General features: G+C 38.4%; 15 protein-coding genes and 1 tRNA gene. 8 read left to right on the forward strand and 8 right to left on the reverse strand.

Annotated features, from left to right (window positions below):
• Positions 1 to 66: 66 nt before the first annotated feature.
• From AN490_RS00360 to AN490_RS00370, 3 genes are all read right to left on the reverse strand, one after another.
• A complete protein-coding gene (locus AN490_RS00360; protein WP_299998842.1) occupies positions 67 to 1986 on the reverse strand; it encodes a diguanylate cyclase in 1920 nt (639 codons plus the stop codon).
• A gap of 151 nt (positions 1987 to 2137) precedes the next feature.
• Positions 2138 to 3463 carry a TIGR03279 family radical SAM protein gene (locus tag AN490_RS00365; protein ID WP_299998845.1) on the reverse strand — a complete coding sequence of 442 codons (1326 nt, stop codon included), beginning with the start codon at positions 3461 to 3463 and terminating at the stop codon, positions 2138 to 2140.
• 288 nt (positions 3464 to 3751) lie between these two features.
• The gene (locus tag AN490_RS00370; RefSeq protein WP_299998848.1) at positions 3752 to 4678 is read right to left on the reverse strand and encodes an undecaprenyl-diphosphate phosphatase; all 927 of its coding nucleotides are present in this window, start codon (positions 4676 to 4678) and stop codon (positions 3752 to 3754) included.
• A 255-nt stretch (positions 4679 to 4933) separates the two neighbouring features.
• On the opposite strand from AN490_RS00370, the gene AN490_RS00375 reads away from it, so the two are divergent.
• The gene (locus AN490_RS00375) at positions 4934 to 6913 is read left to right on the forward strand and encodes an AarF/ABC1/UbiB kinase family protein (protein ID WP_299998850.1); all 1980 of its coding nucleotides are present in this window, start codon (positions 4934 to 4936) and stop codon (positions 6911 to 6913) included.
• A 192-nt stretch (positions 6914 to 7105) separates the two neighbouring features.
• On the opposite strand, the gene uvrA is transcribed toward AN490_RS00375, so the two are convergent.
• The 3 genes from uvrA to AN490_RS00390 all read right to left on the reverse strand — a co-directional run bounded on the left by uvrA (position 7106) and on the right by AN490_RS00390 (position 11914).
• Complete coding sequence (uvrA, locus tag AN490_RS00380; RefSeq protein WP_299998852.1) at positions 7106 to 10048, reverse strand: excinuclease ABC subunit UvrA; 2943 nt, start codon at positions 10046 to 10048, stop codon at positions 7106 to 7108.
• Positions 10049 to 10198: 150 nt separating this feature from the next.
• Entirely contained in the window at positions 10199 to 10837 is a 639-nt protein-coding gene (locus tag AN490_RS00385; protein WP_299998854.1) for a retropepsin-like domain-containing protein, read from the reverse strand.
• 171 nt (positions 10838 to 11008) lie between these two features.
• Positions 11009 to 11914, reverse strand: coding sequence for an alpha/beta fold hydrolase (locus tag AN490_RS00390; RefSeq protein WP_299998856.1), 906 nt, complete (start codon positions 11912 to 11914; stop codon positions 11009 to 11011).
• Between the two features lie 257 nt (positions 11915 to 12171).
• Between AN490_RS00390 and AN490_RS00395 the strand changes: the two genes are divergently transcribed.
• The 6 genes from AN490_RS00395 to AN490_RS00420 all read left to right on the forward strand — a co-directional run bounded on the left by AN490_RS00395 (position 12172) and on the right by AN490_RS00420 (position 16866).
• Positions 12172 to 13632: an S-layer homology domain-containing protein gene (locus AN490_RS00395; RefSeq protein ID WP_299998858.1), complete on the forward strand. Its 1461-nt coding sequence runs from the start codon at positions 12172 to 12174 to the stop codon at positions 13630 to 13632.
• Between the two features lie 310 nt (positions 13633 to 13942).
• Positions 13943 to 14161: a hypothetical protein gene (locus AN490_RS00400; RefSeq protein WP_299998860.1), complete on the forward strand. Its 219-nt coding sequence runs from the start codon at positions 13943 to 13945 to the stop codon at positions 14159 to 14161.
• A gap of 37 nt (positions 14162 to 14198) precedes the next feature.
• Positions 14199 to 15371 carry a hypothetical protein gene (locus tag AN490_RS00405; protein ID WP_299998862.1) on the forward strand — a complete coding sequence of 391 codons (1173 nt, stop codon included), beginning with the start codon at positions 14199 to 14201 and terminating at the stop codon, positions 15369 to 15371.
• A gap of 388 nt (positions 15372 to 15759) precedes the next feature.
• A complete protein-coding gene (locus AN490_RS00410) occupies positions 15760 to 16488 on the forward strand; it encodes an HAD family phosphatase (RefSeq protein ID WP_299998864.1) in 729 nt (242 codons plus the stop codon).
• Positions 16489 to 16533: 45 nt separating this feature from the next.
• Positions 16534 to 16606: transfer RNA gene (locus AN490_RS00415), tRNA-Ala, on the forward strand.
• A 47-nt stretch (positions 16607 to 16653) separates the two neighbouring features.
• Complete coding sequence (locus AN490_RS00420) at positions 16654 to 16866, forward strand: hypothetical protein (RefSeq protein ID WP_246863053.1); 213 nt, start codon at positions 16654 to 16656, stop codon at positions 16864 to 16866.
• A 74-nt stretch (positions 16867 to 16940) separates the two neighbouring features.
• Here the strand turns inward: AN490_RS00420 and AN490_RS00425 are convergent, their stop codons facing one another.
• Positions 16941 to 19469 carry a mannose-1-phosphate guanyltransferase gene (locus tag AN490_RS00425; RefSeq protein ID WP_299998868.1) on the reverse strand — a complete coding sequence of 843 codons (2529 nt, stop codon included), beginning with the start codon at positions 19467 to 19469 and terminating at the stop codon, positions 16941 to 16943.
• A gap of 330 nt (positions 19470 to 19799) precedes the next feature.
• Between AN490_RS00425 and AN490_RS00430 the strand changes: the two genes are divergently transcribed.
• Positions 19800 to 19994, forward strand: coding sequence for a hypothetical protein (locus AN490_RS00430; protein WP_213719238.1), 195 nt, complete (start codon positions 19800 to 19802; stop codon positions 19992 to 19994).
• 143 nt (positions 19995 to 20137) lie between these two features.
• Here AN490_RS00430 and AN490_RS00435 read toward each other — a convergent pair whose 3' ends face one another.
• The gene (locus AN490_RS00435; RefSeq protein ID WP_299998871.1) at positions 20138 to 20407 is read right to left on the reverse strand and encodes a YciI family protein; all 270 of its coding nucleotides are present in this window, start codon (positions 20405 to 20407) and stop codon (positions 20138 to 20140) included.
• Between the last annotated feature and the right edge of the window lie 606 nt (positions 20408 to 21013).

The following is a 21013-nucleotide window of genomic DNA, read 5'->3' on the forward strand; positions in this document are numbered from 1 at the left end:
AAAGATATTACTAAGGTTCATTGTAGTGACGGATATAGCTACGTTTGACTACGGAAAACTACAATTTTATGAGATTAAATGCAGAGACTGATTGCGTCCCTGTTGTTTAGCTCGATAGAGTGCTTGATCAGCTTGTTCAATCAGGTTTGATGGTGATAATTCGGAAGTAGGTATCAAACTGCTAATACCGATACTAATAGTAACTATATTACTTACTTTCGAGGCTTGATGAGGAATTGCTAAATCTTGAATTGCAGTATGAATTCGTTGAGCGATCACCATCGTCCCATCAATGTCAGTATTGGGTAAAATAACCACAAATTCTTCCCCACCATAGCGAGCCAATAAATCCGCCGGACGGAATATAACCTGTTGTACAGACTGAGCAATTTTGATCAAGCATTCATCCCCTAGTAGATGACCGTAGGCATCATTATAGCTTTTAAAATAATCAACATCAAATAACAATAAAGATAAAAATTCCTGTTCTCGGTATAGTCGCTGCCATTCTTGCTCTAAACGATGATCAAAACAGCGACGATTGGCAATTTGCGTTAACCCATCAATATTGACTAGTTTTTCCAGTTCCTGATTTGCTAATCTGAGGTTATATTCTGCTTCTCGCAAGGCTAATTCTACTTCCTTGCGTTTGCTGATATCTTGGGACGTTCCTAAACTTTGCTTTAGCCTACCATCCGCAGTTCTAGAAAACACCATATCTCGACTATAAAGCCAACACCATTGCCCTTGAGCATTCTTAACGCGATACTCTATTTCCACGAACTCACGATCTTGCAGACTATGAAGCTGTTGCATGGACTGATAGACCAGATATAGATCATCGGGATGACAAATAATAGGAAACAAGTTAGCTCCCATGGACTGAATCGCTGTGGCAGAATAGCCCAATGTTTCGGCAACAGAACGATTTATGTAAACATTACGCTGTTCGATATGGTCGTAAATATACAGTAGGTTTGGCGTTAGTTCTGTAATCTGTTCAATAAAATGCTGACTCGCTCGCAGTTGATCTTCTATTTGTCCGCGCTCAGTCATGTCTTGGATTGTGCCAAACAGCCGAATCACTTGTCCTTGGGCATTGAGTTCGGCCTTGCCTCTAGCTTCTGTATACTGAAAAGAGCCATCTGCCTTGACAACTCTCAGTTCCAATTGATAGGATTCTCCTGTAGAGAGCGATCGCTCAAATGCCTGGTGTAACTGTTCGGCATCTTCGGGATAGTAAAGCCGGAGATTTTCTTCGTAAGTAGGTTCACCCAGTGTCTGGTCACGTCCTAAAATCTGGAATAGCTGATTAGACCAAGTAATTTTACCTGTGATCACATCATAGTCCCAGTTACCAATGTGAGCAAGCTGCTGGGCTTCTAACAACATAGCTTCACTTTTGTGCAAGGCGATTTCTGTCTTTTCGCGTAAACGAAGTTCATCGTAGAGATCGCTAACATCTCTGATGACACCAATCAGACAATCCTGTTCACCCAAGTATTGCACCTTAGCTGAGATGAGAACGGTTTTAGTTTGCTGGGAGTGAGTACAAATTACCAGTTTAAAATTGAGGATACTGCCTTCATTAATTAGTCTCTCGTTGAAGTGGTGTAAATTCTCTATATTCTTCCACAATCCTAATTGCACACTGGTTTTGCCAAGGATATTTTCTGGTGTATCTCCCCAAAATTGGCAAAAACTTTCATTAACATTCAAAAATTTTCCTTCTGCTAAGGTGGCAATCCAAACAGGGTCAGGAGTAGTATGAAAAATAGTCGAAAATTTAGTTTCTGATTCCTGAAAAGCTTTTTTGATTTGAGTAGACATCTGGTTAAAGGATGTTGCTAAAACCTTGAGTTCTGCAATTGTTATATCTTCAGATAAAGATTCTTGCCATACTCCTTTGGACATAGCTTGACTAGCTCGACTCAAGCGTAAAATTGGTTTAGCTATCCAGTTTGCAGTGAAACTACCCGTTCCCACAGCAATTAGCAGTGATAAACTTTCGTTACATAGATTGATTCTTTAACGCCGACCTACTTAGACAAGAGGCAAGAGTAAAGAAGTTTCCAGCGATTTTACGTTTCTTTACACAGTTTGGTTTTATTGTGTTCACCTACTTAAATCATCAATTCTACTGAAGACAAGTATTGATTAATTCCTCAACTCCCGCCACAGGGAAAATACTGACATTTAATTGTTGGGATACTTCTGCAACCGTCATATCATCTAAAAATACCAGTTCCCCATGTTTAAGCATAACACTAGGTAATAAAATTCCCTCTCCTAAATCTTGTCCTTGAAGATTTAACAGTAAATCATGTCCCGTTAATAACCCAGTAACACTGATACTCTGTCCCCAATAATCGCTACATAAAGCCCGCATATTCACTTCTAACCCTTCTACAGTATTTAATTGTTGTACCAGGGGTTGAAATGCTATTTCCACTGCATTACCGACAACCCAAGTTAATCTGCGTTGGTTGGTAATTTTCGGTGGTAACAACTCAGTTGCAGTTTGGGTAAATTGTTTAATAAATAAGCGAATTGAACCCACACCATTATCAATTTGGGGATATTCTTCATATTCAGCTTCGCTAGGTAATTCTTCCCCGGCAATTAAAAACCATTCATCAGCTAACCACACTACACTAGAATTATATTTTTTGCGAAATTTCTGAGAGAGTAATTTAACTTGAGAAATTACCTCTTGTGCTTTTTCCTTAGTTACAGGTATGAGTTCATCTTCCTGGGGACGAAATCGCGTTAAACCCACGGGAACAACTGCTATTGATGCTACTGTTGGTAATTCTCCAGGATGAAAAGATGTTAAATCTTCTAATGTCCTTTCTAAATGTTCACCATCATTTATACCTGGACAGACAACAACTTGAGCATGAATTTGTAATCTTCGTTCTTGAAACCAGCGAATTTGTGATAATATTTCTCCACCCCGATTATTTTTTAAAAGTCTAATTCTTATATCTGGTTCTGTAGAATGCACGGAAACATACAGAGGTGATAATCGCATTTGTTCAATTCTTTGCCATTCTTTCGCGGTTAAATTCGTTAAAGTTAGATAAGAACCATATAAAAAGCTTAATCGGTAATCATCATCTTTTAAATATAAACTAGTCCGTTTTCCCGGTGGTTGTTGATCAATAAAGCAAAAGGGACAACGGTTATTACACTGAATTAAACCATCAAATAAAGCTGTTGAAAATTCCAGTCCTAAATCATCATCATAATCTTTTTCAATTTCGACATGATGGGTTTTCCCTGTCGCATCTAAAACTTCTAGTTCCAGAATTTCATCAGCGCACAAAAATTGATAATCAATTAAATCACGAGGTTGTGTGCCATTAATGGCCACAATCGCATCACCGACTGTAAAGCCAATTTCCTCCGCAATTGAGTCAGCAAGCACCTTGGTAATTTTAGCAGGTTGAATGGTAGTCATGAGTTAGTTGTCAGTTGTCAGTTGTCAGTTGTCAGTAGGGGCGAAGCATTTGGAAGATAAATTATCGATCATTGCCAAAAATAGTTCTCCAAATGCTTGTTAGTAGGGGCGAAGCATTCATTTGGAAGATAAATTATCGATCATTGCCAAAAATAGTTCTCCAAATGCTTCGCCCGTACAGTTGTTAGGGGATAAAAATTTTAGATAGAAGTTAATTTAACATGATCCAAAATCTAAAATTTAATATCCAATCCCCAATCCCCACCTAGTGTAAATATTCTATCAGAGTTATCCTGGCCAACCAGCAGCGATCGCTAATAAAATGGAAATACCAAAAGCCAACCTATACCAAACAAAAACCAATGTGTTTTTAGTTTGCAAGTATTTGATTAAAAAAGCAATTGATAAATAGGAAAAAATAAAAGTAGAAATGATGCCAACAATTAACAGAATCACAATATTATCTGGTAATTCACCTGATTCAAACATTTTGAAGATTTTCAGACTTTTATATAAAGTCGCAATTGTCAAAGTGGGAAATCCTAACAAAAATGAAAATTTCGCGGCTGCTTCTCTTTCTAATCCTAGAAATAAGCCAGTAGTTAAAGTCGAACCTGAACGAGAAACGCCCGGAACTAAAGCTAAAGTTTGTCCCAATCCTACTAAAATACCATCTCGAATTTCCAAAGTAGCAAAACCCCGTTTACGACTCCCAATTTTTTCAGCTAAACCTAGCAAAATCGCCATAATAATTGACATGATCGCAATAATTAAGGAACTTTCTGGGATCACATCTTTTAACAAAAACCCAATAGTTAAAGCGGGAATTGTCCCGACCGCAATCCCGACAACAATTTTCCATTCTTCGCTTTCCCAGTCTTTAGTTTTAAAAGCTGTAATTGCACCTTTCACTAAACTAGAAATAACAGCCCAAAAATACCATAAAATTGCAATTACACTCCCAAATTGAATAGCATCAACAAAATCTTTAGAACCCAGTTCTTTCCAACCAAATACCTTCGTCACAATGATTAAATGTGCTGTACTACTAATTGGTAAAAACTCTGTAATCCCTTGCACAATCCCTAAAATAAATGCCTGGATTACTCCTTGAACTAAATCAACTTGACTAGTGGCTGCTTGGGTAGGCACTCCTACCTGTAACAATTGCAGCAGGAGTAAATTTGTACTATTTACTTCTAAGATTGTTGTCATTAACAAGACTCCCAAGATCAATAGGTAATTCTAGCAAATTATCCAACTTTACTTGGTTGTTGTCAGTCTTTTTAGAAAAAATATGGCTCTTCGTCCTTAAATATATTTAGCTATGTTGTTTTCTGCCTAAATACACTATGCTGCGTTTATTGACAAAAAATATCAAAGCATTAATTTATAATTTTTGAAGATATCCCGAAAAGACAAGATATTGTTACAATATTTAACAACGTTGATCTAACTGGTGGCTTCTTCATGATGGTTAAGACACTTCCCTCTAGTTCTCGAACAAGTCAGGAGGACAGTCGCGGAGGCGAATTGTCCGTAATTGAGGTAGTAGCAGAACAAAATCCACAGACTGTAGCAATCAAATCGGCTGAAGCTTCTCCACAGCCCAGACATCGGGTGCGGGTGGGATCTGAACCGGAGTCGATGCTGTATGATCCTGTGGAAATACAAGCACAGTATAGTGGGCGATTCCTGCAAGTTATCCGGCGAATTTTGACGGTTTTAAAACCAATTCTGTCCTTTGTCTTTGGGTTATGGTGGGATAAGCAATGGGGAATTTTGGTTAAAAATGAACGTCGTCGCGCTGTTCAACTCAGAGATCTATTAACAAAGTTGGGTCCAGCTTACATTAAAATTGGTCAGGCTTTATCCACTAGACCAGATTTAGTCCCACCAATTTACCTGGAAGAATTAACTAGACTCCAAGATCAATTACCAGCTTTTCCTAATGAAATAGCTTACCAGTTTATTGAGGAAGAATTGGGAGCAACACCATTAGAGATTTATGCAGAATTGTCTTCACAACCGATTGCGGCGGCTTCTTTAGGACAGGTATATCAGGGAAGATTGAAAACTGGCGAAGAAGTAGCGATTAAGGTACAACGCCCAGATTTACGAGAAAAAATTACTATAGATTTGTATATTTTGCGGAATTTGGCTGGTTGGATACAGCACAATTTCCAGCGAGTCCGCAGTGATTTAGTGGGGATTTTAGATGAATTAGGCGATCGCATTTTTGAAGAAATGGACTATATTCATGAAGGCGAAAATGCGGAACGCTTTTTTGAATTATATGGTCAGATGAAGGATATTTATGTCCCCAAAATTTACTGGGAATACACCAACCGTCGCGTTTTAACGATGGAATGGATTAACGGCATTAAATTAACTCAACCCGAAAAAATTGCCGCTTTAGGAATCAATGCGCGGTATTTAATTGAAGTTGGTGTTCAGTGTTCTTTACGTCAATTATTAGAACATGGATTTTTCCACGCTGACCCTCACCCAGGTAACTTGTTAGCGACCATGGATGGTAAATTAGCTTATCTCGATTTTGGCATGATGAGCGAAGTTAAACCAGCCCAACGTTATGGTTTAATTGAGGCAATTGTCCACGTTGTCAATCGAGAATTTGATAGTTTAGCAAAAGACTATGTAAAGTTAGAATTCCTCAGTCCAGAAACAGACCTTACCCCCATCGTTCCCGCTTTTGCAAAGGTATTTGCTAATGCCGAAGGTGCAAGTGTCGCGGATTTGAATATTAAAAGCATCACCGATGATTTATCAGCTTTAATGTATGAATATCCTTTCCGCGTCCCTCCCTATTACGCTTTAATTATTCGTTCTCTTGTGACTTTGGAAGGGATTGCAATTTATATAGATCCCGATTTTAAAGTTCTCAGTGAGGCTTATCCTTATGTTGCTAAACGGCTTTTAACAGATCCGGCAAATGAGTTAAGAACATCATTACAAGAATTACTGTTTAAAGATGGTAAATTTCGCTGGAATCGGTTGGAGAATTTATTAAAAAATGCCCGCAGTAATCAAGAATATGATCTTAATTTGGTTGTTAATCAAGGAGTAGAATTTCTCTCTTCTGACCGAGGTTCATTTATTCGTGACAGATTAGTTGATGAATTTTTCAACGGTGTAGATGCTGTTAGTAAAAATGCCTTGCATAACTTGACTTATGTACTGCGAGAAAGGGTAGGAATCACCGCAATCAATCAAATTCCTTCAGCAAGTGTTGAACAACAACAAACTTTAGAATATATTAAACGCATTGCTGGGATTTTGCGAGATACTAAAGGCTTTGATGCCACAAAATTTGCTCCTCAATTAGCCCAAATCATTGTTAATCCAGGAGTTCAACTTTTAGGTCAACAAATTGCCACTCGTGTTACTCAAAAAGCTGTAACTCGGATAATTCGAGAGTTATTAGCATAATGTCTAAACTGTGATTTTTCTGATTTAGATGATTGGGATGATTGAAATAATTAATTAATCACAAAAATCAAATTAATCACACAAATCATAGTTTAGATGATGAATTAATCACAAAAATCAAATTAATCACACAAATCATAGTTTAGATGATGAATTAATCACAAAAATCAAATTAATCAAAAAAATCATAGTTTAGACAACTGCTGGATATTGCGCCAACACCTGCTGTAAATATTGACCAGTATAAGAACGAGGATTTTTTGCCACATCTTCAGGCGTTCCCGCAGCAATCAGTTCTCCGCCCTTATCTCCACCTTCAGGTCCCAAATCTATCACCCAATCAGAACAACGAATGACATCTAAATTATGTTCAATCACTAAAATGGAATTTCCCTTATCTACCAATCTTTGTAAAACGTCCAACAATTTGTGGACATCATAAAAAGATAAACCTGTAGTTGGTTCATCTATTAAATAAAGTGTTTTCCCAGTCGCGCGTCGAGATAATTCCGTGGCTAATTTCACCCGTTGGGCTTCTCCACCAGATAAAGTTGTCGCTGGTTGTCCTAACTGCACATAACCCAAACCAACATCAAATAAAGTTTGTAATCTAGTTAGGGCTTTGGGAATATTTTGACAGAAATCTAATGCTTCTTCAACCGTCATATTCAAAACATCAGAAATTGATTTATCCTTATATTTAACTTGGAGAGTTTCCCGGTTATATCTCGCACCTTTGCAAATTTCACATTGCACATAAACGTCAGGGAGAAAATTCATTTCGATGACATTTACACCTTGTCCACTACAAGCTTCACACCGTCCACCTTTAACATTAAAAGAAAATTGTCCAGGTTTATAACCTCTGGTTTTAGCTTCAACAGTTTGGGAAAAAACATCACGAATAATATCGAAAACTCCGGTGTAAGTTGCAGGGTTAGAACGGGGAGTTCTCCCAATGGGTGATTGGTCAATGACAATGGCTTTATCAACGCAGTTTAAACCCTTGATTTCATCCATGTCTTTGGGTGCGGGAGCTTTTTTCAGTAAATGATGTTGTAAGGCTGGATAAAGTAATTCGTTAATTAAGGTAGATTTTCCTGAACCAGAAACACCTGTAACGGAGACAAGTTTTCCCAAGGGAATTTCTACATCTATATTTTGTAAGTTGTTACGATGGGCATTTCTAATAGTTAAGGCGCGGCCATTTCCTTCTCTTCTTTTAGCTGGGGTAGTGATGACTCTTCTTCCTGATAAATAAGCACCAGTTAAAGATGCTTCTGCGTTGAGTAAATCCTCAAAACTGCCTTGAGAAATAATATTTCCCCCATGAATTCCTGCACCGGGACCAATATCAACTATATAGTTAGCAGCGCGGATAGTTTCTTCGTCATGTTCGACAACTATTAAGGTATTTCCTAAGTCGCGTAATTTGGTTAATGTTTTGAGTAATTTTCCGTTATCTCTTTGATGTAACCCAATACTTGGTTCATCTAAAACGTAAAGAACTCCTGTTAGTCCTGAACCGATTTGTGTGGCTAATCGAATGCGTTGGGCTTCTCCACCTGATAATGTCATGGCGGGACGATCTAAGGTGAGATAATCTAAGCCAACATCTAATAAAAATTGTAATCTGGCTTTAACTTCTCTGAGAACTAAATCAGCTATTTGAGTTTGTCTAGCACTCAATTTTAATTTTTCGATTCTTTCCCGACATTCCCGAATGGAAACACTGGTAAAATCTAAAATCCCATATTGTCCCAACTTCACAGCTAAGGCTTCGGGTTTTAATCTTTTCCCTTTGCAAACTTCGCAAGGTTGGTCAATTAAATATTCTTCTAATTTCTGTTTAACTAACTCTGTTCCCCCTTCATACTGTCTTTGTAAAATGGGAATGACACCTTTGAAAGTCTGCTTTTTTTCTTCTGTAGTTTTCTTGTTTTCTTCGCCATACAAAACAACTTTTTGCTGTTCCGGTGTCAACTTCCCCCATTGAGTTTGTAACTCAAAGCCATAATTTAACCCCACAGCATACAACAACTCTAAATAATAGGAGTTTTCCTTTTCTGACCAAGGTGCGATCGCTGCATACATGGGTGAATCTGCATTAGGGACAACCAACTCCGGGGAAAATCTTCTTAATGTCCCAATCCCATGACAATGGGGACAAGCACCATAAGGGGAATTAAAAGAAAACAATCGGGGCGATAATTCTTCCATTACCGCACCATGTTCGGGACAAGCAAAGTTTTCCGAAAATACCATTTCTGTGGGTAATTCTTGTTCTGAAATACCTTGATTTTCTGCCTCAGTTGCTATATACTTACTATCAGGTCGCTCCAGCGCTATCTTATCCGATGTATCTTTTAATACCTCAATTGTGGCGATTCCGTTAGATTGCTTAAGACAGGTTGCTAGAGAATCCACCAAACGCTCTTGAATACCATCTTTTTTAACTAATCTGTCAATAACCAGTTCTATAGTATGTGTGTTATTTTTGTCTAGCTCGATGGAATCTGATAGCTCTCGCACCTCTCCATTTACCCTAATGCGGACAAATCCTTGCGCGGCTAAACCAGAAATTAATTTGCGGTGAGTTCCCTTTTTCCCTCGCACTACAGGGGCTAGAATTTGGAAGCGGGTACGGTCGGGAAGTTCCATGATGCGATCGCACATCTGGTCAATGGTCTGAGGGGCAATAGAGCGATCGCAGATGGGACAATGAGGTTCACCAGCGCGACCATATAACAATCGCAGATAATCATAAATTTCCGTGACTGTTCCCACCGTCGAACGGGGATTATGGGAAGTTGATTTTTGGTCAATGGAAATTGCCGGACTTAAACCTTCGATGGCTTCCACATCGGGTTTATCCAACTGTCCTAGAAATTGTCGAGCATAGGCGCTGAGGGATTCTACATAACGGCGTTGACCTTCAGCGAAAATGGTATCAAAGGCTAAAGAAGACTTACCCGAACCAGAAACGCCAGTAAAGACAATCAAGCGATCGCGGGGTAATTCCAAATCAATATTTTTCAGATTATGCTGCCTAGCGCCCCGAATGCGGATAGTATTCTGGCTATTGTGAGCGTTTGGAAGCACATCGTTTAAAGAAGCAGCGAGATTTTCTGACATATTGACAGGCTAAGGGAAGGTTACACAGTGAAACAATCCTTCATAATACTATCTTTGTTGATGAGTTTCCCACAAATCATGTATTTTCATGAAGAAATATTTTACCAACAGTGTCTTATCGTTGCCTTTCAACAATAGACAATTGGTAATTTATGAATTACTCTTACTTTCGTTCCGCCATGTAAAAATGATTTTCTCCTCAGCTTGTCTAAATTCAATATTGAATTTATCAAATACAACTTCTCGACCTAATAGTAATTGTTCTCCACCTGTATTAGTTTGTAACCATGCGACAGAAGCAATAAAATTGTGTCCATCAATGGTCATTTCTACATTACGCAAAACATACTCAACTTTGCCACCTATAGTTTCTGCTAATAAAATGGATTCAGCATCAGCTAAAGCATAACCTAAATCTTGACCTACTTTCTTGGAAATTAAACTCAATTCAGCACCAGAATCTACTAACATCGTTGTTGAAAATTCTATATCTCTATGCTTTAAAATCACACTATAATTTGGTTGCCAATCATGACGGGCAACACTGCGAAAACGAATTGGGAGAATTTCTACAGAAGCAGTATGATGAGGAACTAAATAAATTAAAAATGTTTGTTTTGCTGCTTTAGCTAATTCTAAAACTTCGCGTAAGTTTTCGCTATGTGCAATTATCCCATTGGCATTATAAGCAACATACTGATTTTTGTATAAATCTAATAACATTTGGCGGTTGTGGTTCAACCACTTGAGTATTTCATCAGTTTCGCTTTTAGATGGTGTTGTGTTCATATTCCTGACTCTATTCTCAAAGATTAGTGTATCCTCAAATTTATTTGCGCCTGTTGTATTGGGTGTTTTACTTTCCCCAGGCTTTGCGGTGGTATGTGGAGGAGTTTGGTGGTGGGGAAATTCCAGGACAGAGGAATGCCCAAAAATGGAAAAAATTATTTCACAAGTTGCTTAGTTCAGTGTAGATTTATCCATTACCTGTTCTAACCAATTAATAATTTCACTATTCACAATATCTGGAACTTCATCATGGGGACAATGACCAGCGCCGGGAATAGGAACAACTTTAATATCTTGACCATTTTCTCGCGCTGCTTCATAAATATTCGCTCCCGTAATTGGTGTCCAAGGATCTTCTGCACCCCAAATTACTAACAACGGAAATTCTAACTTGGGTAATAATTCCTCTGGACTAGGACCTGGAGGTGCAGTCAAAATAGAAGCAAAAACTTCTTGCGCTCCGGGGTCACAAGATGGGTTATAAAGTAAATCTACAAGTTCATCAGTCACGGCATTGCGATCGCTATATACTTGATATAAAGTCCGGCGAATTTGCGATTTTTGGCGAATGCGGTTAAAAACGAATTTACCTGTCACTGGGTTAGCCACCAACTTGTTAAAAGTTGCCATTACAACTCGCAAAATTGGATTTAACTCATGGGGACGGTGACTCAAACCACCAGCAGAGTTAATTAAAACTCCTCCAGCCGCAATTTCTGGAGATTCTGTTAAAACAATTAAACTTAAAAGAGCGCCAATAGAATTACCAATAAATATTGCTGGTGTTTGAATATGTGCATTGCAAAAATCCTTTAATAATTCCGCCCACACTTCCATGCTATAATCTATAGTTGCTTTATCAGAACCACCAAAACCCAGCAAATCTAAAGCGAACACCTGATAACCAGCAGCAGCTAGAATCGGGATATTTTTGCGCCAGTGACCAATAGAAGCGCCAAAACCGTGAATTAGCACCAAAGGCTGACCTGTACCCATCACAGTATATTGAATTTTGTAATCTCGCCAAGTCCAAACCTGTTTTTCTAATGTCTGCAAATCCTGGATTGTAGTTGTCATTTGTGAAGATTCCTAAATTATTATTTATTTATATTATAGTCAAAATGACTTAATTGTTTGATTCTATAGGTAGGGGTAAAGCAAAAGCTAAACCCCTACACATTATTATCAGTTATCAATTGTCAATTATCACTTGCCTCTTCCCTATCTGACAAAAGTAATATAAAATGCCCTGTGTTACCAGTAGAGTTCACTAGCATCAAAAATTTTTGATCTGGAGAATATTAGTCCATTGGCCAGGTGTGAGATAAAATACTATGAATCCCATTAACTTAAGTTGGAGTAAACTGGTTGTTACAGCCGTTTCTGTTGTCGCATTATCGCCAATATCTTCTGCATTAGCAGTATCAAGACTTTCTTCCCCAGTTGCATCAAAATTAGGTAATTCTCCACAAACGCAACTTTTAGTAGGTCAATCTGAAGGTGAAGCAATTGATATTCCCGTTAATACGAGTTTTTCACCAGAGAAAAAATCAGCTTTCACGCTTTATATATGGCAACCTGGGGGGACAATAAAAGAAGTAATTGCCCGAATTTCTATTAAGAGTAAATATGGCAATAAATATCGCCAAGAAAGGTTTTTAGGTGATTATAAATATAAGATTAAGCAAAAGGCTAAGTTTGTTAAAGGGTTTAAATTAGGCGATCGCATTGTTGTCCGTTTATATGATAACACAAATCGCTTTATTGGTTACAGTGAATTTGTTTGTTTACCGGAAAATACTGCGGTTAACTTGATTTTATCGGCTAATCCCACAGAAAACAAAGTAGTTCGCACCTTTTATGGTTTTGATGTCAATAATGATAGCATTGTTGATAATACCAATGCCTACGATTATTTCACGGAAGTTAATAACCAAAAAGTTACTTTCCTCAATAGTTCGGAAAAGATTAATATTGTCCAATATCAAGCCGCAGGATTTGCCAAAGTTGCCACCACTGGTGCTTATCCTACTTCCTTTAGCGAAGGTGATTTTGCTGTAGTAGGTAAATCTATAAATGCCTTTGATTCTAACTTAGCAAAAGCTTTAACAGCTAATCCTGGTAGTTTGGTAAAGTTGACTCCAATTCAGGACAACTCCAGTTTTGAACTGGGCAAATTATTAAGTGAATATCGGAAAATAGGTGTAGGTAAGGGTATTCAAGTCTCATTTTCTGATATCTCCAAAAACTATTGGGCTAGGGAATATATTTCTGAATTGGCTGCAATGGAAGTAATTGGCGGATTTCCTGATGATTCTTTTCGTCCGAATGCACCAGTAACTCGTGCCGAATTAGCTGCCCTTTTGCAAAAAGTCTTTATTAAAAGTAAAGTTCGAGAAGCAATTAATTTTAAAGATGTTCCTAAACGATATTGGGCTTATGATGCCATTCGAGAAGCTTATGAAATGGGCTTTTTTACTATTCTCAATAGCAAAAACTTTAACCCCACACAAAAGCTGAATCGTCTAGATGTTTTAATAACTTTAGCCAAAGGATTGAATTATAAATTTACTGGTTCAACAGAAAATATTCTTTCAGTTTATAGTGATGCTTCTAGTATTAGAAGTGAACATCGTAATTTTATCGCCGCATTGACAGAAAATGGTGTAATTACTAATTATCCTAATAAAAAATTACTAAATCCTAAAAAAGTTGCCACTAGAGCCGAAGTTTGTGCTTTATTGTATCGGGCAATGGTGAGCGCTGGAGAAGTGGCAGATTTACCTGCAAAATAAATTGGACAAATAAATCTATTTGCTTCCACACCCGCCCAAAAATGATAGCGTCAAAAATTTCTGGGTTATTTAGTCATCAAAAGACAACTTTTATCTCGTTCCTAGTCTCTGACTAGGAATGCAGTTGATGAGGCTCTGCCTCTAATATCATTGAAGGCAGAGCCTTCTAGAATTCATTCCCAGTCAGAGACTGGGAACGAGATGAACCTACAAATCAAGGCTATGGGTTTTACGTTAAGTTGAATTTAAAGATGCGTCTATTTTGGGTATAATTACAAGCAAACGTAATTTTACAAGGTTGTGGAATATCGTGATTACAAAAAATAAACAAGTCCCAGCACAGAAATCCGTAATCAAGAGCAAACAGACTGTAGTATTCCCAAGTATTTTGCAGAAAACGCTGCTGGAAGAACTGCGCTGCGGTTATGGAAATTGCTCCTATAGCGGCTGTTATTGTCAAAAATATGAAGGTAATGCCAGCACTTGTCAAAATTCAGGCTGTGGACACAGCTATGATCAACACTGGTAATACTTGACTCTTGATCACCACACAGGTTACAAATTTTATGACTATCATCAGAGATTATTGTGCCGGCATGGATGTGGCAATGGGCTACAATCCCCTCACAGGTGAGATATACGATACCTATGTGGATTATGGAGACTTAGTTCCCGCTGGTGGGCAGACTGGACAAACAGCCGATTTGTTATTCAAACGAGTCACATCTAGCGCTGAACTGAGTAGCGTCTTAGGAATTGATTTTGAGGCAAATCTGAACGCTTCCTGGTTTCAGGGAAGTGGTTCTGTGAAAGCTAAAGCTGTGAGTGATTTTAGCCAAAAATCTAACGAATATTCTACCTTTTCCGTGCTGTATGTCAAAGTCCGCGATATTGAGAAAAACTTGAAAATTGTTGATTTGAGTCCCAGAATAATTAAGTTTCTCAATCAAAATGGAATAGATGAATTTTATCGGCGGGCGGGTTATGAATATATCTCTGGAATAATTACAGGTGGTGAATTCGTCAGTACCATTGAGATTATTTCTAGTGATAGGGAAACTAAGGAAAAAATTGATGCGGAACTGAGCGCCCAAATTTCCTATAGCAATGTTGCTTCTATTGATGCGAAGGCTGAAATAAAGTCTAGATTTGCCAACCTAGCAAAATATAGCAATGTGCGAATTGAAGCTCGTTGTTATCGCACAGGTGGTGCTGGGGCGCTGGTGACAACTCCCGCAGAAGCTCTAGAATATGCAGTCAATTTTCCAGATTCGGTGCGAAAATCGGCGAGTATTTTACAGGTACTTTGCAAACCTTATCACGATTTGCTATCTTTTCCTACGGCAATGCAAGCGATCGATATGATGACTTTGCAAAAGAAAACACGGGTATTGCAAGGTCTTTGGGAGCGCTCACAGCAGATTTCTAAACAAATTGCTGATGTAGAATATATTCTTTTAAATCCACAGCAATTTTATCAAGTTGATGAGGCTGTTTTGAGAACAGGAAAAGCCCAGTTAGAACATCAGTTAGAAGAAGTTAATGATAGAGCAATTCAGTTTGCTAAAAACTCCATAAAATCAGTTAATGTTCTTGACTTTCCCCCCATTCCTTTGGCTTTACCAATGCGCCGGGTAGAACTCAAGTCAGCAGCTATGGTAGAACTCAAGTATCCAACTATCGTTATGGCTTTAGGCGGGGTGGTGGGCTACTGTGTACACACAAGTGATCGAATTTAGCCAAGTCTCCATCAAATCGCCCCCTAACCCCTAGTTATGGGGAACAAGAATTTTCAAAGTCCCCCAAATTTGGGGGATTTAGGGGGCAAAATACCCGCAAATCCAGACAGATAGGACTTGTGTGTACACCGTAGGGGGTGGTGGGAGGACAATTTAGAGGGTGTTTTAAAAGTCCCTGATGATGTATCAAATATTTATTAGTTTCTTTGTATTACAACAATACTACATAATTGATTGCTCTGTCAAGCTATGACAACAAGATCCCCGACTTCTTCAAGAAGTCGGGGATCTGACTCTTGTATATCTTCAAAAATGGGTTAATCTTAAATGTATTCCGGTAATTTACCCTGATAAATAATCATCTGGAGGATTGTTTCCAGTTTGCACTATGAGTTTAAAGGCAGTTTTATTTAATTTTAATGGTGTCATTATTAAAGATGGATTAATCCATATCCAACTGATAGATGAGATTCTTATACAGGAAAATCTTCAACCTCAACGGGTAAAAGAACGTGAAGACTTTTTAGGGATAGGCTCTCGCGCTTATCTGCAAAACCTGCTGAAAAATCGTGGTAGGGTGGTGACGGAAGCTTATATGGCTCAATTACTCACTCGCAAAGCTCAAGCTTATGTGTTGGAATTGGAGAAGCTGGAAAAATTGCCTTTGTATTCGGGAATTGAAGATGTAATTTTTCAGATTCGTTCCCGTCATCTCAAAATGGCGTTAGTCAGTGATGCTTTATCCTTAGAAATTGAAATGGTATTAACATCTGCTAAATTAGCTGAATACTTCCCTGTAATTGTGTCGGGGGATGATATCAGCAGCGATAAACCTAACCCGGAAGGCTATTTGCTGGCGGTTGAACGGATGAATCAGACATATCCAGAATTAAACTTAGAACCTGATGAGTGTTTAGTGATTGAAAATACCCCCGCAGGTATTCAAGCAGCTAAACGCGCCCAAATGCAAGTGGTAGGAGTAGCGAATACTTACCCTTTCCAGATGCTACACCGTCAAGCTAATTGGACGATTGATTATCTGATTGATTTGGATTTACAGCGAGTACAGGAAGTTTTTTTAGAAAAAGATGTGCAATCTGTCGTTCCTGAGTGTTAGGATATAATATGTTTATCAGAGTTGTTAACTTATAAGCACGAATAAGGGGAATTAGCTCAGTTGGTAGAGTGCTGCGATCGCACCGCAGAGGTCAGGGGTTCGAGTCTCCTATTCTCCATTAATAAAGATGAATGGCTGAATCACTTACAGAATTTAGATATATTTATGGATAGACATAACCAAAGAGAATGGAAAAAGTTTAAAAACGACTTTCGTAAAATGCCACCAGAAAAAGAATTTGTATTTGAAAAAAGAACCTTTAACTTAGCTGTTTCCTTCTGCTTTGTTGGCGATATTGGCTATGATCCAGATGATAACTACAACCGTGAATATAGATTTGAAGATCGTCAAAAACAATATGGTTTCCAAAATCCTTAAACCAAACTCTTAATTCCTCTCTGCGTCTCTGCGTGATCAAAAACATAAAGGGCGGGGAAACCCCGCCCCTACAGTTACATATCCAAACGATAATTCTCCTGTTCACGTTCCACAAAATGCTGGACACGGGCGCGGTAATCTTTGAGAGTTTCATCAACCCAATCCCGATCGCTACTGTTAACATAGAGATGGACTAAAGGCTCACTGGCATCAGGTAAAACCAACAACCAATTGTCATCATAGGGTTGACGGATTTTCACACCGTCAATTAGCTCCAAATTTTGCGCGGGGTGAGTTTCCACCAAATAGCGCATTAACGCCCCCTTAGCAGTCCAAGGACAGCGGACAGTGTAACTTCTATTAATCACACGAGGTAATTCAGAACGTACGGTTGCGAGCGATCGCTCTTGAATGGTTAACATTTCAATAAGCTTGGCAATGCAGAACATCGAATCAAAGCCTGGATGTAATTGGGGAAAAATAAACCCAGTTTCCCCACTCCCACCTAAAACCACATTGGGATTTTTCTGACAAGCTTCCATTAAAGCCGTCGGATTCGCTTTAGTTCTAATCACATGACCATCATGACGATGGGCGACCAATTCCACCGCACTAGAAGCATGAACCGGCACAACCACCGAACTTCTGGGATTTGCAGTTAACATCATATCAACCATTAACGCCGTCAGCATTTCTCCCCGAATGGAAAAACCCGATTCATCAACTAATATGAGTTGTTCCCCATTAGCGGATACCTGCACACCAAAATTAGCATTTACCGCTTCCACAACATGGCCTAATTGAGTTAGCAGTAATTCTCTATCAGCGTTGGAAATGGCCGTTTTATTCAAACTAGCATTTAGCACCACCGCATCAGCCCCAAATTTATCTAACATTTGCGGCAGAACTGCCCCAGACACAGCGTAAACATAGTCAATGACCACCTTTGCCCGACTGTTCCGCAGAGTATCCACATTCAATAATTTTTCAAAAGCCTTACCATAGCAATCCACTAATTGACTAGAATATATGACATCCCCAATTTCATGACTTTGGGAACGACGCATATCTTCTTTAAAATACGCCCCCTCAATTTTCTTTTCTTGGGCTTTAGAGATATTAATCCCCTTAATATCCATAAATTCAATCAAGATATAATCCCGACGTTCTGGGTGAACCCGCACATGAATACCCCCGGCTACTGATATTGTGGGGATCACAGTCCGAGCGATGGGAATGGCTGTAGTATCGAGGTTTTGGACATCCACACCGACAGACATTAAACCAGCAATTAAAGAACGTGTCACCATGCGGGAAACATTGCGCTGGTCACGAGAAACCGTTACCACTGAACCTGGTTTCAAAGTCGAACCATAGGCAGCGCCCAACTTCACCGCAAACTCTGGGGTAATATCAATATTGGCTAAACCCTGGACTCCGCGCTGTCCAAATAAATTCCGTTGGGCAGTATTTCCCCAAATCAGATTAATATTTAAAATTGCCCCAGACTCAATCTTTTTACTCGGCCACACCCTCACCCCAGGGCTGATTTGCGCTTCTTCTCCCACGGTAGACAATGAACCCACTACAGCCGCTTCTAATACGTGAGCGCGTCTGTCTACACGAGTCCCACGAGCAATTACACAAGCCGATAATTGGGCTTCATCACCAATAATTGCTCCATTCCAAATAATTGGTCGCTTTAAATGAGCATCAGCACCAATTGTGACATTATCACCAATTACTGTCCCATCTTCAATTTTTACTCTCGCGCCAATGCGGCAATTGTTACCAATTATGGCTGGGGTTTCAATTTTGGCTGTAGGATCAATATAAGTATTTGCTCCTACCCATAAACCGGGAGCAATTTCTGGATAAGCCACTTCTAATTTTACCTTTCTTTCTAAGCCATCATACTGAGCTTGTCGGTAGGCATCCAAGTGACCCACATCGCACCAGTAACCCTCGGCAATATAACCATAAATTGGCTCGTTTTTGGCTAGTAATAAGGGAAATAAATCTTTGGAAAAGTCGCATTCGGTATGTTCTGGTAAATAGTCTAAAACTTCTGGTTCTAAAATATAAGTGCCAGTATTAACAGTATCAGAAAAAATTTCACTAGTAGAGGGTTTTTCTAAAAATCGGTTAATCCGTCCTTGGGCATCCGTAATTACCACACCAAATTCAATGGGGTTAGGCACACGGGTTAAAATTAAGGTGGCTTTTGATTGTTTTTGTTGATGAAATTCAATGGCCGCAGTTAGATCAAAGTCTGTGATACTGTCACCGCTAATCACTAAAAAGGTTTCATCCAAAAGTTCAGTAATGTTTTTGACACAACCTGCTGTTCCTAATGGTTGGTCTTCTTCGATAGCATAGGTCATTTGTACGCCAAAATCACCACCATCTTGAAAGTAATCACGGAGAACATCTGGTAAATAATGTAATGTAGCAATTACTTCATAAATCTGGTGTCGTTTCAGGAGGTTGATAATATGTTCAGCAATGGGACGATTTAAAATCGGCACCATTGGTTTGGGTAAATCGCAAGTCAAAGGACGTAACCGCGTTCCCGAACCACCTGCCATTAAGACTGCACGCATAAATTCTCCTAAGCTTGGCTAAAACTATAATGTTTTTCTTCCTTTAGTCTCATACAGATATTGAGATCTAAGGAACTTCCGTAAGAAATATCTTTTAAATAATTCAAAATTCAAAATTAATACAGCATGAACTTTTCAGGCATTGAGAATGGGTAGTTTATTTAGGCTATCATGTAATAGAATGAATGGTGGCAGTCTGTGATCCTAATTTAAACTAGAATTCAGTAAGGACAGTGCCGATAAGTAATGAAAGAGGTTTTAACTTTCCTGTAGTCAGCAATCAAGTTTCTTTACATAAAATTATGCCAGTTATTAAGGGAGTTGATAGTCATGATTGATTTACTTGTTTTCGGAATAATCGTGGTTTATCTCGGTGGTGTTTGGAAGTTTTGGACTGGATTTGGTAGAACTAATTTTAATCAAACTTTACCTAATCGGATTGGTTTGGCTTTGCTATGGCCTGTTTTGTTTTTAGCTAATCCATCCTATCGTCGCAATTTTCAAAAGGCACTCAAGGGTAATTAAGTGATAATAATTCAGGTAGTCCGATAAAATCCCCGACTTCTTTTATTTATTGTGTCTACAAATTATAAATTGATGTTAGAAGTCGGGGATCTGGGTATGGTAATTATGAATTAATTATCTTTGTTAAAAATTGTGTCAACTGACTAAAAAGCCTGAATCCATTCTTTAACAAAATACTCTGTCCAAATGCCGTTTTGCCAATAAGGATCTGATTCCACTAATTGACGAACGGTGTTTTCGTCTTCAGCTTCATAAATGGCAAAAACTTGAGTTACATCTTTTGTCGGTCCAATGGTAATTAAAACCCCAGATTCTTTCTGTTGTGCTAATCCAGCTAAATGGTCTTGACGATAGGGTTCGCGTTTGCTGAGAACGTCTTCACAATAACTTCCCCATAAGATGTATTTTGTCATAATTATTTGTTATTGATATTTGTTAATAGAATAGCAACTTTATCTGAATTTTTGACTATTTCCAGAAAATTTTGCCATACTTGGTGATTTTTTACTTTGAGTCTTGTCATTCTAACACTTCTGATACATAAAATAGTCAACTTTTATGCTTTCAGAACTGACGCACTGTAACAATTAACCGTAGTGGATTAAAAATAATGTGATTATATCATCTATGACAAGTATTGATATGGTACTAGCCTATAAAAATACAAAATAAATTATTCAATATCATAAATATGTGTTAAATAAATATGTACTAGATACATTTGTCTTTATGAAAATGGTGTAAAAATGATTGGATTATTGATTTTTGCCATCACTATTTATTTGATGGTTTATGTTGGTTATGCTTGGAAATTTTGGCATGGGTTTAGGTGGACTACTTATGAGAAAACTGTGTCTAATCAGATCAAACTTACGTTGCTATGGCCTGTTTTATTGGTCGTTAATAGAAGATTTAGCCGCAATTTTAAAAGGGGTAGAAACAGCTTGATAATTTCTACCCATAACTATCCATATATTACTGTTTGTCCAAGTCTTCAATAAGTTGATCAACAAATTCCC

Source organism: Anabaena sp. AL09 (assembly GCF_001672255.1).
Classification (GTDB): domain Bacteria; phylum Cyanobacteriota; class Cyanobacteriia; order Cyanobacteriales; family Nostocaceae; genus Dolichospermum; species Dolichospermum lemmermannii.

Bases quoted from the DNA above. Each gene is read 5' to 3' on its own strand.
- AN490_RS00410 (WP_299998864.1), top strand. From the start codon at position 15,760: ATGAGTTTAAAGGCAGTTTTATTTAATTTTAATGGTGTCATTATTAAA.
- AN490_RS00430 (WP_213719238.1), top strand. From the start codon at position 19,800: ATGATTGATTTACTTGTTTTCGGAATAATCGTGGTTTATCTCGGTGGT.
- AN490_RS00390 (WP_299998856.1), bottom strand. From the start codon at position 11,914: ATGACAACTACAATCCAGGATTTGCAGACATTAGAAAAACAGGTTTGG.
- AN490_RS00405 (WP_299998862.1), top strand. From the start codon at position 14,199: ATGACTATCATCAGAGATTATTGTGCCGGCATGGATGTGGCAATGGGC.
- AN490_RS00365 (WP_299998845.1), bottom strand. From the start codon at position 3,463: ATGACTACCATTCAACCTGCTAAAATTACCAAGGTGCTTGCTGACTCA.
- AN490_RS00385 (WP_299998854.1), bottom strand. From the start codon at position 10,837: ATGAACACAACACCATCTAAAAGCGAAACTGATGAAATACTCAAGTGG.
- AN490_RS00375 (WP_299998850.1), top strand. From the start codon at position 4,934: ATGATGGTTAAGACACTTCCCTCTAGTTCTCGAACAAGTCAGGAGGAC.
- AN490_RS00420 (WP_246863053.1), top strand. From the start codon at position 16,654: ATGGATAGACATAACCAAAGAGAATGGAAAAAGTTTAAAAACGACTTT.
- AN490_RS00395 (WP_299998858.1), top strand. From the start codon at position 12,172: ATGAATCCCATTAACTTAAGTTGGAGTAAACTGGTTGTTACAGCCGTT.
- AN490_RS00370 (WP_299998848.1), bottom strand. From the start codon at position 4,678: ATGACAACAATCTTAGAAGTAAATAGTACAAATTTACTCCTGCTGCAA.
- AN490_RS00435 (WP_299998871.1), bottom strand. From the start codon at position 20,407: ATGACAAAATACATCTTATGGGGAAGTTATTGTGAAGACGTTCTCAGC.
- uvrA (WP_299998852.1), bottom strand. From the start codon at position 10,048: ATGTCAGAAAATCTCGCTGCTTCTTTAAACGATGTGCTTCCAAACGCT.
- AN490_RS00425 (WP_299998868.1), bottom strand. From the start codon at position 19,469: ATGCGTGCAGTCTTAATGGCAGGTGGTTCGGGAACGCGGTTACGTCCT.